The organism is Caballeronia sp. SL1002 (genome assembly GCF_057814995.1).
Genome location: NZ_JBYMUW010000005.1, coordinates 115196 through 136252, shown reverse-complemented (window position 1 = coordinate 136252; position 21057 = coordinate 115196). Strand labels below are relative to the sequence as shown.

Sequence of the window (21057 nt, the reverse complement as noted above, 5' to 3'; positions counted from 1 at the left end):
CAAGTTCCCAAGAAGCGCCCAAGCAACCAAAGCAAGCAAAGCGTCCAAAGCAAAGGCGCCAGCAAACCAAACCCCAAGCGCCAGCAAACCAAACCCGGGGCGCCAGCAACCCCACATGGGCATAACTCTATGGCAAATGCACTTCCCGACAAGTTGCTCCCGGGCGTGCCGTACCCGCTCGGCGCCAACTGGGACGGTCTCGGCGTCAACTTCGCGGTCTTTTCCGCCAACGCCCACCGCATCGAGGTGTGCCTCTTCGACAGTACCGGCCGAAAAGAACTGATCCGCTACGAACTCCCCGAATGCACCGACGAAATCTGGCACGGCTATCTGCCAGGCGCGCATCCCGGCACCGTGTACGGCCTGCGCGCGCACGGCCCCTATCAGGCGAACCACGGCCATCGCTTTAACCCGCACAAACTCCTGCTCGACCCCTACGCGAAAAAACTCGTCGGCCCATGGCGATGGTCGGACGCGCTCTTCGGTTATCGCGCGCATTCGAACCGCAGCGATCTTTCGATGGATCGGCGGGATTCGGCGGCTGCAATGCCAAAGTGCATCGTGGTGGACGACGCCTTCGACTGGTCGCGCGATACGCGTCCCAACACGCCGTGGGGCAAGACGGTGATCTACGAAACGCACGTGCGCGGCACCTCGATGCTGCGCCCCGAGATTCGTCAGCACGAACGCGGTACGTTCGCCGCGCTCTCGTCGCCGTGGTTCATCGAGCATCTGCAGAAGCTCGGCGTCACCGCCGTGGAATTTCTCCCGGTCCACGCGTTTCTCAACGACCGCTTCCTGGTCGAAAAAGGGCTGCGCAATTACTGGGGCTACAACACAGCCGCGTTTTTCGCGCCGGATCCCTCGTATCTTTCCACGCATCGCCTGAACGAAATGCGGATCGCCGTGCGGCAACTGCACGCGGCGGGTATCGAAGTGATTCTCGATGTGGTCTACAACCACACCTGCGAAGGGAGCGAACTCGGCCCGACGATCTCGTGGCGCGGCCTCGACAACGCCAGCTACTACCGCCTGATGCCCGGCGACGAGCGCCATTACATCAACGACACCGGCTGCGGCAACACGCTCAATCTTTCGCATCCGCGCGTGCTCCAGATGGTCATGGACTCGCTTCGCTACTGGGCGACCGCGTTCAATATCGACGGTTTCCGCTTCGATCTCGGCGTGACGCTCGGCCGCGAGGGCCACGGTTTCGATCCCGGCTCGGGCTTCTTCGACGCCATTCTGCAAGACCCGGTTCTCTCGCAGCGCAAGCTGATTTCCGAGCCGTGGGATATCGGCCCCGATGGCTATCAAGTGGGCAATCATCCGCCGGGTTTCGCCGAGTGGAACGACAAGTTCCGCGACGGCGTGCGCCGCTTCTGGCGCGGCGATGCGGGCATGCGCCCCGACCTCGCGGCGCGCCTGACCGGATCGGCGGAATTGTTCAACCGGCGCTTCCGGAAACCGTGGGCATCGATCAATTTCGTCGCCTCGCACGACGGCTTCACGCTCGCGGACGTGACGGCCTACGAGCACAAGCACAACGAGATCAATCAGGAAGGCAACAACGACGGCCACAACGAAAACTGCAGCAATAACTGGGGCGTGGAAGGCCCGACCGACGACCCCGCGATCCTCACCACGCGCCGCCGCGTCGCGCGCGCGCTGATCGCGACGAACCTGCTCGCGCTCGGCACGCCGATGCTGCTCGCGGGCGACGAGTTCGGCCGCACGCAAAACGGCAACAACAACGCGTATTGCCAGGACAACGAGATTTCGTGGATCGACTGGGAACGGGCTAAAACGCCCGACGGGCAGGAGATGAACGCGTTCGTCGCGCGCGTCGTTGCATTGCGACAAAACTACCCGGTGTTGCGCGAAACGCGCTTCCTGTACGGCGATCGCGAAGTGCTGCCGGGTCTTTACGACGTCGGCTGGTTCGACGAACGCGGCACGGCGCTCGCGACGCAAGCCTGGCAGGATCCGGCCGGACGCGCGCTGACACTGCGTCGCGCGGGACCGGGCGTAAGCGATGAAACGGACGTGCTGCTCATCATGATGAACGGTTCGTCGGAAGCACTGACGTTCGCGCCGCCGCCGCCGCACTTGGAATGGAACGTGCTTCTGGATAGCGCGGCGCCGGATATGCCGCCGTGTCCGCTGGTCGGCGGGGAATGGGCGGTCGAGGCGCACAGCGTGGTCGTGATGCGCGCGCAGCCGACGAGCGACGCCGACTGGCAGGCCGTCTGGATGGCCGGCGCGCATCAGGGGCCGAGGTTGCTGACGGCGCTGCCGCCCGACCCCGGAACACTCACGCCGAGCACGCCGCACGAGCCCGATACGCCCGGCTGATCCGTCATCACACGTAGTACCGAACAGCACCGAACGGTAGAAAACATGTCCGAATGTCCGATTGATCCGCATCAGCATCACCACGCTTATTGCCTGCCGTTCGGCGCGCATCTGACGGGCGCAGCCGGGCGCAGTCCGCGCACGCGCTACCGTTTCTGGGCGCCATCGCGCGATGCGGTCCAGCTCGAACTCTACGAGCCGGACGGCACGCCGAAGCTGATCCGCATGGAGCACACCGGCGACGGCTGGTATGAAGCAGAAGCCGAAGGCGGCGCGGGCACGCGGTATCGATACCGGCTGGACGAAAACCTCGCGGTGCCCGATCCCGCGTCGCGCTTCCAGCCGGACGACGTCCACGGTCCGAGCGAAGTGATCGATCCGCGCGCGTATCCGTGGAAGCACACGAACTGGCACGGCCGGCCGTGGGAAGAAACGGTGCTTTACGAGGTCCACGTTGGCGCGCTCGGCGGTTACGCGGGCGTCACGGCGCGGCTCGCGGAATGGGCCGAACTGGGCGTGACGGCCATCGAACTGATGCCGCTCAACGATTTCTCCGGCACTCGCAACTGGGGCTACGACGGCGTGCTGCCTTACGCGCCGGATTCGTCGTATGGACGCCCCGAGGCGCTCAAAGAACTGATCGACACCGCGCACGGCCTCGGCCTGATGGTGTTTCTCGATGTCGTCTATAACCACTTCGGCCCGGACGGCAACTATCTGCACGCGTATGCCGAGACGTTTTTCCGCGAAGGCGTCCACACGCCGTGGGGTCCGGCGATCGACTTCGAGCGCCCGCAAGTGCGCGATTTCTTCTTCGATAACGCGCTCTACTGGCTGCGCGAATATCGCTTCGACGGCCTGCGGCTCGACGCCGTGCACGCCATCGGCGACGACGAATGGCTGCGCGAACTCGCCGACCGCGTCCGCAGTTCGGTCGAACATGGCCGTCATGTGCATCTCGTGCTGGAGAACGAGCACAACACGTCGAACCTGCTCGCCACGCATTTCAACGCGCAATGGAGCGACGACGCCCACAACACGCTGCACGTCCTTTTGACCGGCGAGAGCGAGAGCTACTACGGCGCGTATATCGACAAACCGATCGAAAAGCTCGCGCGCGTGCTTTCCGAAGGCTTCGTGTACCAAGGCGAGCCGTCGCCGATCCACGATGGCAAACCGCGCGGCGAGCCGAGCGGCGACCTGCCGCCCACGGCGTTCGTGATGTTCCTGCAGAACCACGATCAAGTCGGCAATCGCGCAATGGGCGACCGTCTGCGCTCGCTCACGTCCGCCGACGCGCTGTACGCCGCAACCGCGCTTCTGCTGCTGTCGCCGCAAATTCCGATGCTGTTCATGGACGAGCAATACGGCTCGACGCAGCCGTTCCTGTTCTTCACCGATTACCACGACGAACTCGCCGATGCCGTGCGCGAAGGGCGTCGGCGGGAATTCGCCAAATTCTCCGCGTTCACGGATGAAAAACGCCGCGCGCAGATTCCCGATCCGAACGACGCGGCGACCTTCAAGGCATCGTCGCCGGGAACGGCCGAGGGCGCGCCCGACCGGCTCGACTGGCTGCACTTCTACCGCTCGGCGTTGACCGTGCGCGCCAAGCTCATCACGCCGCGCCTGAAGCACGCGCGGGCCGCTGGCGCGACCGTGCTCGGCGAAAAGGCGTTGATCGCGCGCTGGAAACTCGGCGACGGCGAAACGCTCACGTTCGCGCTCAATTTCGCGGACACGCCGGTCGCGCTGTCAGAAACGCCGCCGGGCAAGGTTATTTTCGAGACGCCGGCACGCGCGCAGGATCGCGCGCGGCAAGGTGAGATTGGCGCTCAGTCGTTTGTCGCGTGGCTCACCGGCCAGGTCAACGATTACGCCATCGCACACGACGGACGCCGCTTCGAGGCGACCGAAGGCGCAGCATCCGGCAATGCATCGGCCGCATCCACAGGAAGACCTTCGTGAGCCCAACGTCCAGAACCCCGACCGATAGTCCGCAAAGCGCCGTGGAGGCGCTCGCGGTGCGCGCCGGTTTCGAAGTCGAATGGCGCGACGCGCACAAGAACATGCAGCGCGTGCCGGAACCAACCTTGCGCGTGCTGCTTGAACGGCTCGGCTTGCCGTGCGGCAACGCCACGCAGTTGAAGCAGAGCATGACCGCGCTCGAAGCCGAGTTGTCCGGCCGCCGGCTGCCGCCGCTCATTACCGCAGAGGTGGATCGCGCCATTGCGCTGCCGGTTTCGGTGGCTAAATCGGGCACGCGTTACCGGATCGAACTGCAGGGCGGCGCGGTGATCGACGGCCGATTCACCGCGCCGAAAGGCGAACTGGCGCTGCTCTCGCCGATCTCGGAACCGGGCTATCACACGCTCGTCATCAACGAGCAGCGCAGCACGCTCGCCGTCGCGCCGTCGCGCTGCTACACGCTCGCCGACGCCTGGCGCGCGCTTGGCACGCAAGGCGACGTCCCGCCGATGTGGGGCGTCGCGGCGCAGGTTTACGGCCTGCGGCGCGACGGCGACGGCGGGATCGGCGATTTCTCGGCGCTCGCGACGCTTGGTGTCGAGAGTGCGAAGCGCGGCGCGCATGCGGTCGCGATCAGCCCGATGCACGCCATGTTCAGCGCGGAGCCGAACAAGTTCAGTCCGTATTCGCCGTCGTCGCGCCTATTCCTGAACGTCGCGCATATCGATCCCGCCGCCGTGTTCGGCGTGGCCGCCGCGCGCGCCGCGATTCAAGCGACCGGTGTCGCGGACGAATTCGCTGCGCTCGAAACCTCGCAACTGATCGACTGGCCGCGGGCGATGAAAGCGAAACTCGCCGTGCTGCGCGCGCTGTTCGACGCCTTCGATCCCGACGGCGATTCGCCGCTCGCCCGCGATTTCGCCGCGTTCGTGAAGTCGGGCGGCCGCGCGCTCACCGATCACGCGCGCTTCGAAGCGTTGCAGGCGGAGCAACTGGCGTCGGGCGGCCAAGGCCACTGGCGCAACTGGCCCGACGATCTGAGCGATCCGCGCAGCGAAGCGGTCGAAGCGTTCGCGGCGGAACATGCGCGTGAAGTCCAGTTTCATCTGTTCATGCAATGGCTCGCAGCAAAGGGTTTGTCGCATGCTCAACACGCGGCGCGCGACGCGGGCATGGCGGTCGGATTGATCGCCGATCTCGCGGTCGGCTGCGATAGCGCGGGAAGCCACGCGTGGTCGTATCGCGATGAAATGCTGACCGGCGTGTCGGTCGGCGCGCCGCCCGATCTGTTCAATCAGGCCGGGCAATCGTGGGGACTCACCACCTTTTCGCCGCGCGCGATGCGCACGCAGGGCTTCAGCGCGTTCATCGACATGCTGCGCGCCGCGTTCGCCCGCGCGGGCGGCATCCGGATCGACCATATTCTCGGCTTGCGGCGGCTCTGGCTCGTGCCCGACGGCGAAAGCGCAAAGAACGGCGCGTATCTGCGCTATCCGCTCGACGACCTCCTGCGGCTGATCGCGCTCGAATCGTGGCGGCATCGCGCGGTGGTGATCGGCGAGGATCTCGGCACCGTGCCGCCCGGTTTCCGCGAACGGCTCGACGAAAGCGGGCTGCTCGGCATCCGCGTGCTGTGGTTCGAAGGCGCCGAGGAAGGCCCCGGTTTCAAGCCGCCCGCCGACTGGGACCGCAACGTCGCGGCGACCACGACGACGCACGACCTGCCGACCGTGACCGGCTGGTGGCGCGGCGAGGATATCGTGTGGCGCGCGAAGATCGGCCAGACGGCGGCGCGCGCGGATGGCCGCGATCCGGTCGCGCTGGCGCTCGACGAACGCGCTGGCGACCGCGACCTGCTGTGGAAAGCGTTCCAGGACGCCGGCGTCGCCGCGCCGGGCGTGTCCGCGCCGCCGGTCGAAAGCGCGCCGGTGGACGAAGCGCTCGCGTTCGTCGCCGCGACGCCCGCGCCGCTCGTCACGTATCCGCTCGAAGACCTGCTCGCGCTCGCCGAGCAGCCGAACCTGCCCGGCTCCATCGACGAACATCCGAACTGGCGCCGCCGCCTGAGCGCACCGGTCGCCGAACTGTTCGCCAGCGACGACGCGTTCGTCGACCGTCTGCTCGCCGTGGACAGCGCGCGCCGCCGCGCCGCGCAGGCTCCGCTCGATCCGAAAAATCCGCCTCAAGCACCCAAAGACACTCCATGACCGTACCGCGCTCCACGCTCCGGCTCCAGTTGCACCACGACTTCACCTTCGACGACGCAGCCGCGCAGGTCGAATATTTCGCCGCGCTCGGCGTGAGCCACGTGTACGCATCGCCGATCACCACCGCGACGCGCGGCTCCACGCACGGTTACGACACCGTCGATTACACGCGCGTGAACCCGGAACTCGGCGGCGAGGAAGGATTGCGGCGGCTGGTCGAAAAGTTGCGCGCGCATGAGATGGGGTTGATCGTCGATGTCGTGCCCAATCATATGGGCGTCGGCGGCGCGGAGAACGGCTGGTGGCTCGATATTCTGGAGTGGGGCCGCCACGCCGCGCACGCGCGCTATTTCGACGTGGACTGGCATTCGCCCGACCCCGCGCTGCGCGGCAAAGTGCTCGCCCCGTTTCTCGGCGCGGCCTACGGCGAGGAATTGCAGGGCGGCAAGATCAAGCTGGCGTTCGATGCCGCCGAAGGCCGTTTCGTCGCGGAGTACTACACGCACCGCTTTCCCATCTGCCCGGTCGATTACCCGTCCATCCTTCAGGACGCGCCGAGCCTCGCGCAACGTTTCGCGGGCCTGACGACCCAGCCCGCCGATCACCCGCGCGCCGACGACGCCCGCGACGCCTTGCGCGCCGCCGCCGAGACGCAGCCGGGCAAAAACGCGATCGAGGCCGCGCTTGCCGCGCATTCGAGCGAGACCGCGCCGGGCCGCGATCGGCTGCATCGCCTGCTCGAACGGCAGCATTTCCGTCTCGCGTGGTGGCGCACCGCGTCCGACGAAGTCAACTGGCGGCGCTTTTTCGACGTCAGCACGCTCGGCGGCGTGCGTGTCGAGCGGCCCGAGGTGTTCGAGGCGTCGCACGCGCTCATCTTTCGGCTCTTCACCGAGGCGCTGATCGACGGCGTGCGGATCGATCACGTCGATGGACTCGCGGAACCGCGCGAATACTGCCAGCGCCTGCGTCAGCGGCTGGAGGAACTCGCGCCGCAGCGCCCGGCATTCCTGAACACGGGACGCACGTATTTCGTCGTCGAGAAGATTCTCGCGCGCGGCGAGCCGCTGCGGCAGAACTGGCATGTCGACGGCACGACGGGCTACGACTTCATGAACGACGTCGGCGCGCTGCTGCACGACCCGAAAGGCGCCGCGCCGCTCGCCGAAGCTTGGGCGGAACTGTCGGGCCGCACCGCCGAATTTGCCGACGAGGCGCTCACCGCGCGACGCAAGATTCTGGCCGAGAACCTCTCGGCGGAATGGGACCGTGTGGCGCGCGCGCTGCATCGCATTGCCCGCGATTCCCCGATGACGCGCGATTTCACGTTTTCGTCGCTGCGTCGCGTCGTCGGCGAACTCGTCGTGCAGTTTCCGGTGTACCGGATCTATCCGGTCAACGCCGTGCGTAGCGACGAAGACGAACGCTACTTCGCGCAGGCACTTGCCGCCGCGCGCGCGACCCTTTCGCCCGCCGATCACGTCGTGCTCGATCAAGTCGCGCAATGGCTCGGCGGCAAAGATGCCGAGGAAGCGCCCGCGCCGCGACCGCGCGAGCGCTCGGCCGATCGCGGACGCGACCGCAATCACGCTGCCGCGCAGTCCGCGAGCGCGCAGGCCGCCAACGCCGCCGCCGGCATCACCGGTTCGCAGCGCCGCGCCGCACAGACGCTGTTCTCGCAACTCACCTCGCCGGTCGCGGCGAAGGCGGTGGAGGACACCGCGTGTTATCGATATGGGCGGCTCCTGTCGCGCAACGAAGTGGGCGCGGATCCGGGCGAATTTTCGTTGTCCGTCGATGAGTTTCATCGCGGGAATCTGGAGCGTTCGACCGCGTTCCCGCACGCGATGCTCGCGACCGCCACGCACGATCACAAGCGCGGCGAGGACGTGCGCGCGCGGATCGCGGCGTTGAGCGAGATTCCCGACGAATGGGCAGCGACACTGCGCAGTTGGTCCACGCTGAACACGCCGCAACGTCGCGCGCCCGGCGGCGCCGATAGTCAAGACTGGGCGCCTGGCACGGGTCCGGAAGCGATGCTTTATCAGACGCTGGTCGGTTGCTGGCCGCCAACGCTTTCCCCCGACGACGAAGCGGGCGTCAAGGAACTGGCGGAACGCGTCGCGCAATGGCAACTGAAGGCGTTGCGCGAGGCCAAATTGCGCACGAGCTGGTTCGCGCCCGACGAAGCGTATGAGAACGGTTGCCGCGAGTTCCTGTTCGACATCCTCGCGCCGCAGCGACGCGACGGATTCCTGACGGAACTGGCTGGGTTTGTGGGCCGGATTGCGCGGACCGGCGCGATCAATAGTTTTCAGCAGACCGTGTTGCGGCTGACATCGCCGGGCGTGCCGGACTTGTATCAGGGCACGGAGCTATGGGATTTCAGCCTCGTCGATCCCGACAATCGTCGTCCTGTCGATTACGCCGCGCGTCGCGCGTGGCTTGCCGATGGGAACGCGCAGGGATCGCCTGCCGAGCAGTTGCCGAACTGGCGCGACGGCCGCGTGAAGCTGGGTTTGGTGCATCGGGCGCTAGCGTTGCGCGCGCACGCCGAGGCGCTGTTCACGCAGGGTGAGTACTTGCCACTGAAGGTGGAAGGCGAGCATGCGGATCGCGTGATTGCGTTTGCGCGGCATGCGGGGAGCGCGTATGCGGTGACGATCGCAACGCGGCTGGCCGATTCGTTGCTGGCCGATGGCGATTTGCCGCTCGTCGATCCTTCGCGGTGGAGTGACACGGCCGTGATCTTGCCGGAGGCGTTGGCATCGCGTGCGCTGTTTGACTGGTTTAGTACGAACGCGCCGAAGTCCGAGGGCACGCGGTTGTACTTGCGCGACGCGCTACGGGCGATGCCGGTTGCGGTTTTGGTTGAGGAAGGGGTGCCGGGGGGACGGGCTTAGGGTTGCTGGCGCTTTGGATTTTGTCTGCGTGCGCTACTTGTGAACTTGCTTTCGCGTAGGTTTATTAGCACGCCGCTATGCGCGGCGGCAGTCACTTTCTTTGCTGCTGTGTACAGATCGGAGACATAGTTGACACATGTACGAGGACATCGTTGACACCTGATGTTCAGGGTTTTGCTGCTTTCAGGTCAAGTTTCGCAACGCGTTGATGGGCAAGCCAGAACTCAATTAAGCCGTCTTCGTCGTGCTTTGGACGTGCGGCCACGTACAGCCCTTTGAGCGCAGTCGACAGACGCAGCGCCTCGCCTCTGAAACGCACCAGGCCATTTGAATTGACCCGCAGCACCTCGTCGGCAGGCCCGTATTGCGGTTCTGGCAGATGCTCCGGCATCGTCCGCGGGCTGGGCTGGTAGCGGCTCACCGGCGTCGCCAGGTCCAGCGCCTCATGCGGGCGTTGCGTGTTGTACACCTGTCGCCAGCGTTCCAACTCCTGCTGCACGTGGGCGTGGGTCGTGAACACGTGCCGCGCCAGCACTTCAGCTTTCAGCGAGCGATGAAATCGCTCATCCTTGCCATTCGTCTGAGGATGATACGGTCGGCTGTAGCTCACGTGAATACCCAGTCTGATCAGCCACACCGCAAGCTCGGTCAACTGGCCCGGCGCGCTCGGAGAACCCCACGGCGCACCGTTATCGGTATTGATGCGTGACGGTAGCCCGTAGCAGCGAAACGCCCGCTCGAGCTCGGTCTGCACGACTTCCGTGGTTGTCCGGCCGCAGGCGGCGAGCACGATGTTAAAGCGCGAGTGATCGTCGAGCACGGTCAGCGGCGCGCAGCGGCCACCCTCCAGGGTCGGGAAATCGCCCTTGAAATCCATCTGCCACAGCGCATTCGGATGCTCGTGCTCGAAGCGCTGCCAGGGCCGCTGCGGTCTGTCCTCAGGCGCGTGGAGCAGGTCGTGACGGCGCAGGATCTCGGTGATCGTGGAGGGTGCGGGCACATTGATGTGGCCGAGATCTTGCAGACGACGCTCGATCTTGCGTCCGCCCCAGCCGTGCTCGCGGCGCAGGTCGAGCACGACGGCGACGATCTCATCGGGTGAGCGCGCGGGACTGTCGTGCGGACGACGCGAGCGATCGACGAGACCTTCAAGGCCTTGCGTCGAGTGGCGGGCAAGCCATTTGTAGCCGGTCTGGCGGCTGACGTTGAAGCGTCGGCACAACTCGCTGAACGGCACGCTCCGTTGGGTGGCGAGTTGAACGAATTCCTGTCGGAGACTCATGGTGTCTTTTACGTTCCAGGGCATGGGAGGATTTCGGGCGTTCGATTACCCGAAAGTGTCAACCATGTCTCCGTACACCTGTCAGCTATGTCTCCGGTCTGTACACAGCAGCAAAGAAAGTAACCAAAGAAAGCAGCGTGACCTACTAAGTGTCCACCACGAACCGCAACCGGGAGTGGTGCGCAAGCTGATTCGGCCATCGCATCACACAACAGAGTGGAGCCGCTCATTCATCCCCTCAGGCACAAAGTGCCTGCCGGAACGGCATAACCAAAAATCCAAGGCCAAGGCCAAAATCTAAGGTCAATCGAAGGCCGCAGCTTAACCCGCCGTTTTTCTGAATATGCCCATCGTCCGAGCACAGCGAGGATGGACCTGACAGGCGCTGTGCCAATACCTTGAACTGCGAGTTGACCGAGTCAGCCTGCGCGCCTATCCGCGCAGTTATTCGTAATGGACACTTAGGCGGATAAGCTGCTTTCTTTGGTTACTTTCTTTGCAGCAGCAAAGAAAGTGACTGCTGCCGCGCATAGCGGCGTGCTAATAGACCTACACGAAAGCAAGTTCCCCGAAAGCGCCCAAGAAACCAAAACAAACGGCGCCAGCAAAACCTATCCTCCTCGTCCATCATCCAGCGCCTGCGGCGCGCCATCCCGTCCGCCTTCGCGCACTTTCCCCTGCGAAACGCTGCTCCCCGGCGGCACACTGTGCGTGAGCCAAACATTCCCGCCAATCACCGAGCCGCGCCCGATCGTGACTCGTCCCAAAATCGTCGCGCCAGCGTAAATCACGACATCGTCCTCGACCACCGGATGCCGCGCATTGCCCTTAACGAGCTTGCCGTCGTTATCCGACGGAAACGACTTCGCCCCAAGCGTCACCGCCTGATAAACGCGCACGCGCTCGCCGATCACCGCCGTCTCGCCGATCACCACGCCCGTTCCATGGTCGATGAAGAAACTCGGCCCGATCGTCGCGCCCGGGTGAATGTCGATACCCGTCGCGGAGTGCGCAATCTCGTTGATAAAGCGCGCGAGCAGCGGCACGCCCAGCATATGCAGCCCGTGCGCTAAACGGTGGTGCGTCATCGCCCAGACGCCGGGGTAGCAAAGCAGAATTTCGGTGATGTGCTGCGCGGCCGGATCGCCGGTGAATGCGGCCTGGATGTCGCTCACCAGGAGCGCGCGGATCGCGGGCAACTGGTGCGCGAACTTCCGCGCGATCTCGAAGGCATGGGCGCGCAACTCGGCGTCGCCCGTTTCGTTGAACTCGGGCAGGAACCGCAACGCGCGCCGGATCTGCTCGTGAAGCAGCCGCAACGTGCTTTCCAGGGTCTGGCCGACATAATAATCGACGCTTTCGTCGGTCAGGTCGGCTGCGCCGTAGTGCGTGGGGAAAAGCGCGGAACGCAGACCGTTCACGATCTTGACGATCGCGTCGCGCGACGGCAGCTCGCGAATGCCAAGCGGATGGCGTGTGCGGTGCAGTTCCTCGCGCGACGCGCGCAGATCGCCGACGATCTGCGCGAGGCCCCACTCGGGAGCGGGCGCTGGCTGCAGCATGAGCGATGAAGAAGGCAAGTTCGACATGGGCGGGATCGACGGTTTAAGACAGCCGCCAGAAACGGCGGGAGCGGTGAATTGTCCCCAAGATTACCTGCTTTTCGGAATGTCGTCGCGGCGCCGGATCGCCCGCCCGGACGCCGCTGTGTGCGCCATCACACGTTCATGTTGCTCGCGTCGATCCAGCGCACCGCCCAGTCGCGTGCATGGGCGATGGCTTCGTCGAAATCGCGGAATCGCAGTTCGGACGGGAAAAAACGATTCGCGACGAGTTCGCCGTCGCTCGACCGCAAAATGACCACATAAGGTTGAAAGCAGCCATCCCCTGCCCGTGCGGGCGTGCAATTCAGTAAATAGCCGCGATGTGAAAATGCAGCATCGTGATGCATGAGTCACCCTGTATGAAAGTGCCCTGCTGATATCGGTCCCGGAATCCGTTCTGAAGCGCTTCGCCGATGCTCGCGTGCGAGGGGCCGAACGGGCGCGAGGGCGCGCCCATCAAGGGCTGCGCGCGGTTCGCGGAGTAACGCGTTGCGGCTGGCGAGTTTCAAATAATACTCTCTAGAATTTGTGCGATGGGCTGAAAAATCTGCTTGAATGATTAGAAGATTTTCAAATATTCAATCTGCGGAAACAGAAAAAAATTAAGCGCCACCCGGAACAACTCTTGCGTCGTGTTAATGCAGACACGCTAAATGGAGCCGCCATGAACAATGCAGAAAGTAATGAATCGCAGGATAAACAGGGCCAGCGCGCCGCTGAAAGTCCGATGAAAAAACCGGCCACGGAGACCGCGCACGCGCATCCGCACGATGTCGCCAACGCAGCGGCTGCCGGGGATTCCGGGCAGCCGCGCGCGCCCGCCGAATCCATTTCGCGCGACGAACGCGCGGGCGATTCGCCGATCCAGGCGGCGAACGAGCGGCGCGAGGGCATCGACGTGCTGAACGATGGCACGCTCGACAACACCGTGGACGCCGACGGCAAGAATCGCGACGCCACGCGCGACATGGAAATGCGCCAGAACGAACCCGATTCGGTCATCCAGAGCAACGCAACGCTCGATAACTACGTGTTCGAACAGGGCGACGGCCTGGGCGGATTCGACAGCCGTCCGGGACGAAGCGGCCTGTTGCTCGCGCTCGAACGCGGCTTCAGCCTCGTGGACAAGGGAATGGTTGCGCCCGCGGTCGTGGAGATCGAGGAGAAACTACGCTTCGATGGCCGCGATGCCCACGGCCACGTGCTGCGCGGTCGCAAACACTACGCGCTCAACCACATGCGGCCGTCGCGGCTGATCGAGTTGAACCGGGACAAATAACGCGGTCCTGCTCAAATCAGAAGGGCCACGCATCTCGATGCGTGGCCCATTTTTACGTCTTCTTTTTGGCGTCGTCGTCGGTTTCGATGCGCGTTACGCCGCCGGTCGCGGGTGGATCGCTCGCGGGAAACGTGTCTTCGACGGCTTTATCGACGTCTTCCTCGTCGCGCTCCGAATGCGGGTTCTGCTCTTTCGGTTGGTTCATTTTGCCTCTCCCAGAATGGTTTCGATCCGCTTTCACAGGCAGCAATCATTATTCCCAATGTGCGGGCACGCGCCGTGCGAGGGCGAGAATCGCGATACCTTCTGACCAAAGTACAAATTAAAACGACGCACTCGCCACGGAGCCGGCCATGAACACTCTCAACGCGTATTCCCGCCAACCCGGCACCGCGATCGACGCGATCGACGCGAAACGCGGCTTCAGCCTGCTGGTCCGCGCCGACCGTTTCACGACCGCGCTTGCGAGCCTCGGCGTCGCCTACGCGCTGTCCTGGGTCGAGCTCGCGCTCGCGTCGGCGGTCGGGTTGCCGGGCGACGCGGATGCGCATCCGCTGGCGGCTTCGATCGTGGCGCGCGCGCTGGTGGGCGTACTGTATCTGTGTGTCGCCGGGAAATTGCAGTGGGCGCGCTGGCTGACCGTCGCGCTCGGCTTCGCCTCGGTCGCGTTCGTCGCGCCGACGCTCTCCACGCAATGGCACGTCTTTCCCGCAGCGGCCGTCGTTTCCGGCGCGGCGCTCGCTTGCAAAGTGTCGGCGGCGATCTTCCTGCTGAATGCGGGCAAGCGCGCGCCCGCATAATCGCTCGTTCGCACGTTCCGCTGGCGAACGGGTCAAAACGGTCCGCATCCCATTTACCGAGCGAGCGAACGATGAAAATTGCTGTCATTGGTGCAACGGGCACAGTGGGCCGTGCCGTATTCCACGAATTCCAGTCGCGGCACGAAACCATCGCAATCGGCAGGACGCGGGGCGCGCATCAGGTCGATCTCACCGATCCGACAAGCATCGCCGCGCTATTTGGCGCGATTGGCCGCGTCGATGCAATCGTCGCGACGGCGGGCCACGTCCATTTCGGCGCGCTGACGGAGATGACGCCCGAACAGTTCCGCCTCGGCCTCGACGACAAACTCATGGGCCAGGTCAATCTCGTGCTCACCGCGCGCGATTTCCTGAACGACGGCGGCTCGTTCACGCTGACGAGCGGCATCGTCGGCGCTGAACCGATTCTCAATGGCGCCAGCGCCGCTGCGGTCAACGCGGCGATTGAAGGTTTCGTGCGCGGCGCGGCGATCGAACTGCCGCGCGGTCTGCGCATCAACGCCGTCAGCCCGACGATGCTCGAAGAATCGCGCGAAAGCTTCGGCCCGTATTTTCGCGGCTTCGAAGCCGCGCCCGGCACACGCGTCGCGCTGGCGTACAGCCGCAGCGTCGAAGGCGCGGAAACCGGCCGCGTCTATACCGTCCACCGCTGACGTCTCAGCCGCCCGCCACGCCTTGCGTGTTGACATACAGCGCATACAGGCCGTGGCTCGCGGCCATGAATAGCCGGTTCCGATGACGCCCGCCGAAGCACACATTGGCGCAGCGTTCCGGCAACGCGATATGGCCAATCGCCTCGCCTTGCGGCGTAAAAACGCGCACGCCGTCGAGTTCCTCGCGGCCCATGCCCCAGCCGCACCACAAGTTGCCGTGAATATCCACGCGAAAGCCGTCCGGCGTGCCGTCTTGACCGGCGTCGATCACCTCGCGCTCGTTGGATAGCGTGCGGCCATCGGGGGAGACGTCGAAGGCGAAAATCTTGCGCGGCACCGAGCGCGATTCGACCACGTACAGGACGGATTCATCGGGAGAAAACGCCAGTCCGTTCGGCCCGACGTAGTGGTCGAACATCAGCGTGATTTCGCCGCTCTGCCCGTCCACGCGATACACCCCCGGTTTCAGTTCCGGCGACGCCTGCTCGCCTTCGTAAAAACCGTCGATCCCGAACGTCGGATCGCTGAACCAGATCGCGCCGTCGCGCGCCACCACCACGTCGTTCGGCGAATTCAGGCGGCGGCCGTTGTAGGAATCGGCCAGCACGGTGATCGAGCCGTCGTATTCGGTGCGCGTTACGCGCCGCGTCAAGTGCTCGCAGGTGACGAGCCGCCCTTCGCGGTCGCGCGTGTTGCCGTTCGCGTTATTCGACGGCGCGCGGAATTCGCCGACCTGCCCCGAAGCCTCGTCCCAGCGCAGGATCCGATTGTTCGGAATGTCGCTCCAGAGCAGATAGCGGCCGTCGCCAAACCACACCGGCCCTTCCGACCAGCGCGCGCCCTGATACAGGCATTCGACCGAAGCCGAGGCGATCCGCAACGCCTTGAAGCGCGGATCCAGCACGCGGACGGCGGGATCGGGATAACGGCGCTCCTGTCCAGTCATGAATTGTGTCTCCTGAGATAACGAAAAAAGCGGGCGTCGATGCGCCCGCAAATTGAATTAAAGCCGTCGTGGGTCAGTTCGGCCCGAGTTCGCCGTCGCGCAGACGCCAGAGATTGAGCGGATTGTCGTCTTTCAGCGATTCGGGCAACAGCGCGGCGGGCAAGTCCTGATAGCAGACCGGCCGCAGGAAACGTTCGATCGCGGTCGCGCCCACCGACGTCGCGCGGCTATCGGAGGTCGCCGGGAACGGGCCGCCGTGGACCATCGCGTAGGACACTTCGACGCCGGTCGGAAAACCGTTCGCGAGAATCCGCCCGGCGCGCCGCTCCAGGATTGGCATGAGAAGGCGCGCGAGCGGGACATCGTCGCTTTCCATTTGCAACGTGACGGTGAGCTGCCCTTCGATATGACGCGCGACTTGCAACAAATCATCTTCGTCGTCGCACACGATGATCAGCGAGGTCGGTCCGAAAATTTCGTCTTCGAGTTGCGGCGTCGCGAGAAACTGCTCGGCGCTCGCGCGATACAGCGCGGGCAGCGCGGCGCTGGCGGCCTCGCTTTTTTCACCGCGCGCGAGTTGCTCGACGCCCGAGGCATCGCGCGCCGCGATGCCTTCGCAATAAGCCGCCGCGATGCCCGCCGTCAGCATGGTCTGCGCGCCCTTTTTGGCGAGCGCGACGGCGGCAGCCTCGATGAATTCCTCGACGTGCGGGCCGTCGAGCGCAATCACGAGGCCCGGATTCGTGCAGAACTGACCGACGCCGAGCGCAACCGAGTCGACAAATCCGCTCGCGAGCGCGTCGCCGCGTGCCGCCAGCGCGCCCGGCAGCACGAAAAACGGGTTGATACTGCTCATTTCCGCGAAGACGGGAATCGGCTCGCGACGCTTCGCGGCAATATCGACGAGCGCCAGGCCGCCGCGTCGCGATCCCGTGAAGCCGACCGATTTGATCGCCGGATGCGCGACCAGCGCCTCGCCGATCGCATTCCCGCCGCCGACCACCAGCGAAAACACGCCTTCGGGCAAGCCCGAATCGGCGACCGCTTTCTGGATCGCGCGGCCGACGAGTTCGGACGTGCCGAGGTGCGCCGGATGCGATTTCACGACCACCGGACAACCCGCCGCGAGCGCCGACGCCGTGTCGCCGCCCGCAACCGAGAACGCCAGCGGGAAATTGCTCGCGCCGAACACGGCGACCGGTCCAACCGGAATTTTCTGCAAACGCAAATCCGGACGCGGTAAAGGCTTGCGCTCCGGCTGCGCGGAATCGAGCGTCGCGGTGAGCCAGCGGCCTTCGCGCACGAGCGACGCGAACATTTTCAACTGCCCGATCGTGCGGGCGCGCTCGCCTTCCAGCCGCGCTTTCGGCAGCGCCGATTCGACGTGCGCCCGTTCGATCAGCGTGTCGCCGAGCGCCATGATGTTATCGGCGATGGCTTCCAGAAACTGCGCGCGCGTTTCCAGCGGCGCGGCGCGGTAGGCGTCGAAAGCGTCTTCCGCGAGATCGCAGGCACGCGCCACTTCCGCCGCGCCGCCGCCGCCGAACGCGGGTTCGAGATCGGCGTTGCGCACCGGGTCGAACGCGTGCAGCGTCGCGTCCTGGCCGCGCACGGCACTCGCACCGATCAACATTTCTCCGGTGATCTTCATAAGAGCTCCTTTGAGACGCCGCCCGCGCTATCGAGCGCAGGCGAACCGTGTGGAATGGATCGAATTGCCAACAGTATTCGCATGACGTTTTCGCATACAACGCCGACCAGCATGCAATTTCAACCATTAACGCAGACCGGCGCGCGCACGCGGCGTTCCCGAGTCGACACCCGCGCGCGGCAAGGCGGGCGTGACCGTGCCATGCGCGGTCGCATCGACGCGGCCCAAACTAGCACCGCGTCCAATAATTTGTCAAACAACTTGGCTTAACCCGGCCGCGCCCGCGTCGCCGCGAAGCGCTCAAGAATATTCCGATCAACTCGCGCGCCGGAAGGTGATGTGCGAGATCGGCCGCACCAGCAGCGCGGCGGCCAGCGCGGCCACGGCGGTCAGCAACACACCGATGTGGATGGATTGCACCAGCGCATCGCGCGCGGCGGCAACCAGCGCGGCGGCGTCGAGGTTAGTCGGCTGGAGATCGGCGACGAGCGTGCGGCGCAAGCTTTCGTCGATAAGAATGCGCGGGTCGGCGAAACGCGGCAGCCAGACGGTTGCCGCCGGCTCGCCGATCACGCTCAGCGTACGCGTGACGACGTTTCGGTAATGGTGCGACACGATCGTCGCGACGATGCTCGTGCCGAGCATGCCGCCGACCATCCGCGTCGATTGCAGCAACGCAGTCGTAATGCCGAAACGTTCGCGCCCGGCGATTTCCTGCCCGAACACGTTTAGATTGTTCAGGATGAATCCGAGACCGATCCCGACCGCCGCCATCGGCACTTCAATCCAGATATGCGGCGTCGAGATATTGGCGAAACCCAGCGCGATGGCGGCGAACAGCAACAGCGTGAAGCCGATGGTGAGAATCAGCGTCGGACGCGGCAAATGAATCACGATGCGCGTGTTGATGAGACTGCCGATGGCGATAAACGCGGCAATCGGCGTGGCGAGCAGCCCGGCCTGCTGCGGCGACAAGCCGAACCCGCCTTGCAGCAACAGCGGCGCGAAGAAAATCAGCGAAAACATCACGAATCCGGACAACAGCGACAGCGTGAAAAGCGTGACGAGCTGCGGGTTCCGGAAGAGGTCGAGCGGAATGATCGGATGAGTCGCGCGCTTTTCGCAGATCAAAAGCGCCGCCGCGCCGACCGCCACGCCCGCCGCCAACGCCAGGTTGCCCGGCGTCAGGCCGTCTTTCGGCACCGCCTCGATAAACGCCTGCAAGCCGCCGAGCACCAGCGCGACAAGCGCGGCGCCGAGCCAGTCGATCTGGACTTCGCCATCGCGCGGACGATGAAAGTTCGGCAGATGCGCCCAGATGAAATAGAACGCGGCCATGCCGACCGGCAGATTCACGAGAAAAGTCGAGCGCCAGCCCCAGTGCTCGCTCATCCAGCCGCCGAGCGACGGACCCGCTGCCGTGCCGATGCCGTAAGCCGCCGCCATCACCACTTGCCAGCGCACGCGGGCGCGCGGGTCCGGGAAGAGATCGGGGATGGACGCGAACGCCGTGCCGACCATCATCCCGCCGCCGACGCCCTGCAAGCCGCGCGCGAACACGAGAAACAGCATGTTGTTCGCGACGCCGCACAGCACCGACGCCAGCGTGAACGTCGCGACCGCCGCGATGACAAAGCGTTTGCGGCCGAAATAATCGCCGAGCCGGCCGAATACCGGCACGGTCACCACCGAGGCCAGCAGATACGCGCTCGCGATCCACGCGTAGTACTCGAAACCGTGAAGTTCGGCGACGATCGACGGAAGCGCCGTGCTCACGACCGTTTGATCGAGCGCGACGAGCATGTTGACGAGCCCGATGCCGAGCATCGCGAAGAGGGCGTGGCGAAACGGCAGGGCAGACGTGGCTTGGGTCACGGAGAAAGGCGAAAGTTAGGCGGACGGTGGGCAAGCTGCCGGGACAGGACAGTTCAAATTGTAAGGCAACTTCATCAGTAGATGCTTAATGAAGTCTTACAAGCACGGCTGTCTCAAATTTATCCGAGGTCAATGCAAATGCGCTCGGACTCGGCCATCATTCATCTGAGTTTCTCAGGCATTTCCCACATTGGGGAGGACAGCATGTTCAAACGCATTATCGTGGCAATCGACGGGAGCCGGACCTCGCGGCTCGCATTCGAGGCGGCGCTCGATCTCGCCGGGACGCATGGCGCGGCGCTTCAGGCCTATTACGTCGTGGAAAACGCGGCGGTCTATTTCGACGTGCCCGGCTACGATCCATCCATCTTGCGCCAGCAGTTGATCGACCAGGGCAGCGAACTCGGACGCGATGCCTCCGAGGCGATGACAGCGCGCGGTGTCGCCGGGTCGATCGCGGTGGGCGAAGCATCGTCGCTCGACGATGTTTCGGCGCTGGTGCTCGACGCTGCTAAAACGTTCAACGCCGATCTGCTGGTGATGGGCACGCATGGCCGCAAAGGTTTCCAGCGGCTGATACTCGGGAGCGTCGCCGAGCGCTGTCTGCGTTCGGCAACGTTGCCGGTCTTGTTGATTCCGGCGGCGGCCGGGAACGCCTAGCGGGGCGACGCGGCGCTATGTCGCCCAGTGGCGCGCAGGTTAGATGGGAGAATCTTTGTCATCGATCAACCTACCGAGCGCGCCATGCCGAACTCCTCCGGACATACCGAAGCCCCTTCCGCCGCCCGCTTATCGTTCGCCGCCGTGGCGCCCCGCCGCGCGGCTACGTGTTCGACCTGCGCGATGCGGCATTTGTGCATGCCCGAAGGCCTTTCGGCCGACGACACCATCCGCCTCGAAGCCGTTATCTCCACGTCGAGACCGCTGAAACGCGGCGAGGCGCTGTTCCGCACGGGCGACACGTTCGACACCCTCTACGCCATCCGCTCCGGCTCGATCAAAACCGTCGTCATGCATGAAACGGGGCGCGAGCAGGTCACGGGCCTCTTCCTCGGCGGCGACGCGCTCGGACTCGACGGGATCGGGGAAAATCGTCACGCCTGCGATGCGATTGCGCTGGAAGACAGTTCCGTCTGCCTGATTCCGTACGCGCATTTTGAGCGCGCGTGCCGCGAAACCGGCTCGATCCAGCGCCGTCTGCACCAGATGATGAGCCGCGAGATCGTCCGCGAAACCAGCCAGATGATGACCCTCGGCACGCTGCGCGCCGACGAACGCGTCGCGCGCTTTCTGCTCGATTTGTCGGCGCGCTTTACGCGGCGCGGCTACGCGGCGGCGGAATTCACGCTGCGCATGACGCGCGACGACATGGGTAGCTATCTCGGCGTGACGCTCGAAACCGTCAGCCGCACACTTTCGCGCTTCCAGAAACGCGGGTTGATCGACGCGCGCGGGAAACTGATCCGTATCCGCGATTTCGACGGCTTGCGCGCGGTCTGACCACGCGGCCGAA

General features: G+C 64.7%; 16 protein-coding genes. 9 read left to right on the top strand and 7 right to left on the bottom strand.

Annotated features, from left to right (window positions below; translation table 11 throughout):
- Positions 1-129: 129 nt before the first annotated feature.
- The 4 genes from glgX to treY are packed head-to-tail and all read left to right on the top strand — an operon-like array spanning position 130 to position 9433.
- Positions 130-2355, top strand: coding sequence for a glycogen debranching protein GlgX (gene glgX / locus AC3D25_RS25100; protein ID WP_488891194.1), 2226 nt, complete (start codon positions 130-132; stop codon positions 2353-2355).
- A gap of 45 nt (positions 2356-2400) precedes the next feature.
- Complete coding sequence (gene treZ / locus AC3D25_RS25095) at positions 2401-4323, top strand: malto-oligosyltrehalose trehalohydrolase (protein WP_488891193.1); 1923 nt, start codon at positions 2401-2403, stop codon at positions 4321-4323.
- Positions 4320-6530 carry a 4-alpha-glucanotransferase gene (gene malQ, locus AC3D25_RS25090; protein ID WP_488891192.1) on the top strand — a complete coding sequence of 737 codons (2211 nt, stop codon included), beginning with the start codon at positions 4320-4322 and terminating at the stop codon, positions 6528-6530. Before treZ ends, malQ begins: the two co-directional genes overlap by 4 nt.
- The gene (gene treY / locus AC3D25_RS25085) at positions 6527-9433 is read left to right on the top strand and encodes a malto-oligosyltrehalose synthase (protein ID WP_488891191.1); all 2907 of its coding nucleotides are present in this window, start codon (positions 6527-6529) and stop codon (positions 9431-9433) included. Before malQ ends, treY begins: the two co-directional genes overlap by 4 nt.
- A gap of 166 nt (positions 9434-9599) precedes the next feature.
- Here treY and AC3D25_RS25080 read toward each other — a convergent pair whose 3' ends face one another.
- The 3 genes from AC3D25_RS25080 to AC3D25_RS25070 form a co-directional block, all read right to left on the bottom strand.
- Positions 9600-10739 (bottom strand): IS481 family transposase, encoded by a 1140-nt coding sequence (locus tag AC3D25_RS25080; protein ID WP_488891190.1) that lies wholly within the window; start codon positions 10737-10739, stop codon positions 9600-9602.
- A 587-nt stretch (positions 10740-11326) separates the two neighbouring features.
- The gene (epsC, locus tag AC3D25_RS25075) at positions 11327-12304 is read right to left on the bottom strand and encodes a serine O-acetyltransferase EpsC (RefSeq protein ID WP_488891189.1); all 978 of its coding nucleotides are present in this window, start codon (positions 12302-12304) and stop codon (positions 11327-11329) included.
- 128 nt (positions 12305-12432) lie between these two features.
- On the bottom strand, positions 12433-12666 hold the full coding sequence (locus tag AC3D25_RS25070; protein ID WP_488891188.1) for a hypothetical protein: 234 nt from the start codon (positions 12664-12666) through the stop codon (positions 12433-12435).
- 317 nt (positions 12667-12983) lie between these two features.
- Here AC3D25_RS25070 and AC3D25_RS25065 point away from each other — a divergent pair, with 317 nt between their 5' ends.
- The gene (locus AC3D25_RS25065; protein ID WP_488891187.1) at positions 12984-13598 is read left to right on the top strand and encodes a DUF3005 domain-containing protein; all 615 of its coding nucleotides are present in this window, start codon (positions 12984-12986) and stop codon (positions 13596-13598) included.
- Positions 13599-13650: 52 nt separating this feature from the next.
- Here AC3D25_RS25065 and AC3D25_RS25060 read toward each other — a convergent pair whose 3' ends face one another.
- On the bottom strand, positions 13651-13803 hold the full coding sequence (locus AC3D25_RS25060; RefSeq protein WP_488891186.1) for a hypothetical protein: 153 nt from the start codon (positions 13801-13803) through the stop codon (positions 13651-13653).
- Positions 13804-13951: 148 nt separating this feature from the next.
- On the opposite strand from AC3D25_RS25060, the gene AC3D25_RS25055 reads away from it, so the two are divergent.
- Complete coding sequence (locus AC3D25_RS25055) at positions 13952-14398, top strand: hypothetical protein (protein ID WP_488891185.1); 447 nt, start codon at positions 13952-13954, stop codon at positions 14396-14398.
- A gap of 71 nt (positions 14399-14469) precedes the next feature.
- Positions 14470-15072, top strand: coding sequence for a short chain dehydrogenase (locus tag AC3D25_RS25050; protein WP_488891184.1), 603 nt, complete (start codon positions 14470-14472; stop codon positions 15070-15072).
- A gap of 4 nt (positions 15073-15076) precedes the next feature.
- Here the strand turns inward: AC3D25_RS25050 and AC3D25_RS25045 are convergent, their stop codons facing one another.
- From AC3D25_RS25045 to AC3D25_RS25035, 3 genes are all read right to left on the bottom strand, one after another.
- Positions 15077-16018, bottom strand: a complete 942-nt coding sequence (locus tag AC3D25_RS25045; protein WP_488891183.1) for an SMP-30/gluconolactonase/LRE family protein — start codon at positions 16016-16018, stop codon at positions 15077-15079.
- Between the two features lie 73 nt (positions 16019-16091).
- Entirely contained in the window at positions 16092-17669 is a 1578-nt protein-coding gene (locus tag AC3D25_RS25040; protein WP_488891182.1) for an aldehyde dehydrogenase (NADP(+)), read from the bottom strand.
- 315 nt (positions 17670-17984) lie between these two features.
- Positions 17985-19496, bottom strand: a complete 1512-nt coding sequence (locus AC3D25_RS25035; RefSeq protein ID WP_488892147.1) for an MFS transporter — start codon at positions 19494-19496, stop codon at positions 17985-17987.
- A 252-nt stretch (positions 19497-19748) separates the two neighbouring features.
- Here AC3D25_RS25035 and AC3D25_RS25030 point away from each other — a divergent pair, with 252 nt between their 5' ends.
- Complete coding sequence (locus AC3D25_RS25030) at positions 19749-20204, top strand: universal stress protein (protein WP_488891181.1); 456 nt, start codon at positions 19749-19751, stop codon at positions 20202-20204.
- A gap of 84 nt (positions 20205-20288) precedes the next feature.
- A complete protein-coding gene (locus tag AC3D25_RS25025; RefSeq protein ID WP_488891180.1) occupies positions 20289-21044 on the top strand; it encodes a helix-turn-helix domain-containing protein in 756 nt (251 codons plus the stop codon).
- The last annotated feature ends 13 nt before the right edge of the window (positions 21045-21057 follow it).

Coding starts and splice junctions, on each gene's coding strand:
- glgX (WP_488891194.1), top strand. CDS start 130: ATGGCAAATGCACTTCCCGACAAGTTGCTCCCGGGCGTGCCGTACCCG.
- treZ (WP_488891193.1), top strand. CDS start 2,401: ATGTCCGAATGTCCGATTGATCCGCATCAGCATCACCACGCTTATTGC.
- treY (WP_488891191.1), top strand. CDS start 6,527: ATGACCGTACCGCGCTCCACGCTCCGGCTCCAGTTGCACCACGACTTC.
- AC3D25_RS25080 (WP_488891190.1), bottom strand. CDS start 10,739: ATGCCCTGGAACGTAAAAGACACCATGAGTCTCCGACAGGAATTCGTT.
- epsC (WP_488891189.1), bottom strand. CDS start 12,304: ATGTCGAACTTGCCTTCTTCATCGCTCATGCTGCAGCCAGCGCCCGCT.
- AC3D25_RS25070 (WP_488891188.1), bottom strand. CDS start 12,666: ATGCATCACGATGCTGCATTTTCACATCGCGGCTATTTACTGAATTGC.
- AC3D25_RS25065 (WP_488891187.1), top strand. CDS start 12,984: ATGAACAATGCAGAAAGTAATGAATCGCAGGATAAACAGGGCCAGCGC.
- AC3D25_RS25060 (WP_488891186.1), bottom strand. CDS start 13,803: ATGAACCAACCGAAAGAGCAGAACCCGCATTCGGAGCGCGACGAGGAA.
- AC3D25_RS25055 (WP_488891185.1), top strand. CDS start 13,952: ATGAACACTCTCAACGCGTATTCCCGCCAACCCGGCACCGCGATCGAC.
- AC3D25_RS25050 (WP_488891184.1), top strand. CDS start 14,470: ATGAAAATTGCTGTCATTGGTGCAACGGGCACAGTGGGCCGTGCCGTA.
- AC3D25_RS25045 (WP_488891183.1), bottom strand. CDS start 16,018: ATGACTGGACAGGAGCGCCGTTATCCCGATCCCGCCGTCCGCGTGCTG.
- AC3D25_RS25040 (WP_488891182.1), bottom strand. CDS start 17,669: ATGAAGATCACCGGAGAAATGTTGATCGGTGCGAGTGCCGTGCGCGGC.
- AC3D25_RS25035 (WP_488892147.1), bottom strand. CDS start 19,496: ATGCTCGGCATCGGGCTCGTCAACATGCTCGTCGCGCTCGATCAAACG.
- AC3D25_RS25030 (WP_488891181.1), top strand. CDS start 19,749: ATGTTCAAACGCATTATCGTGGCAATCGACGGGAGCCGGACCTCGCGG.
- AC3D25_RS25025 (WP_488891180.1), top strand. CDS start 20,289: ATGCCGAACTCCTCCGGACATACCGAAGCCCCTTCCGCCGCCCGCTTA.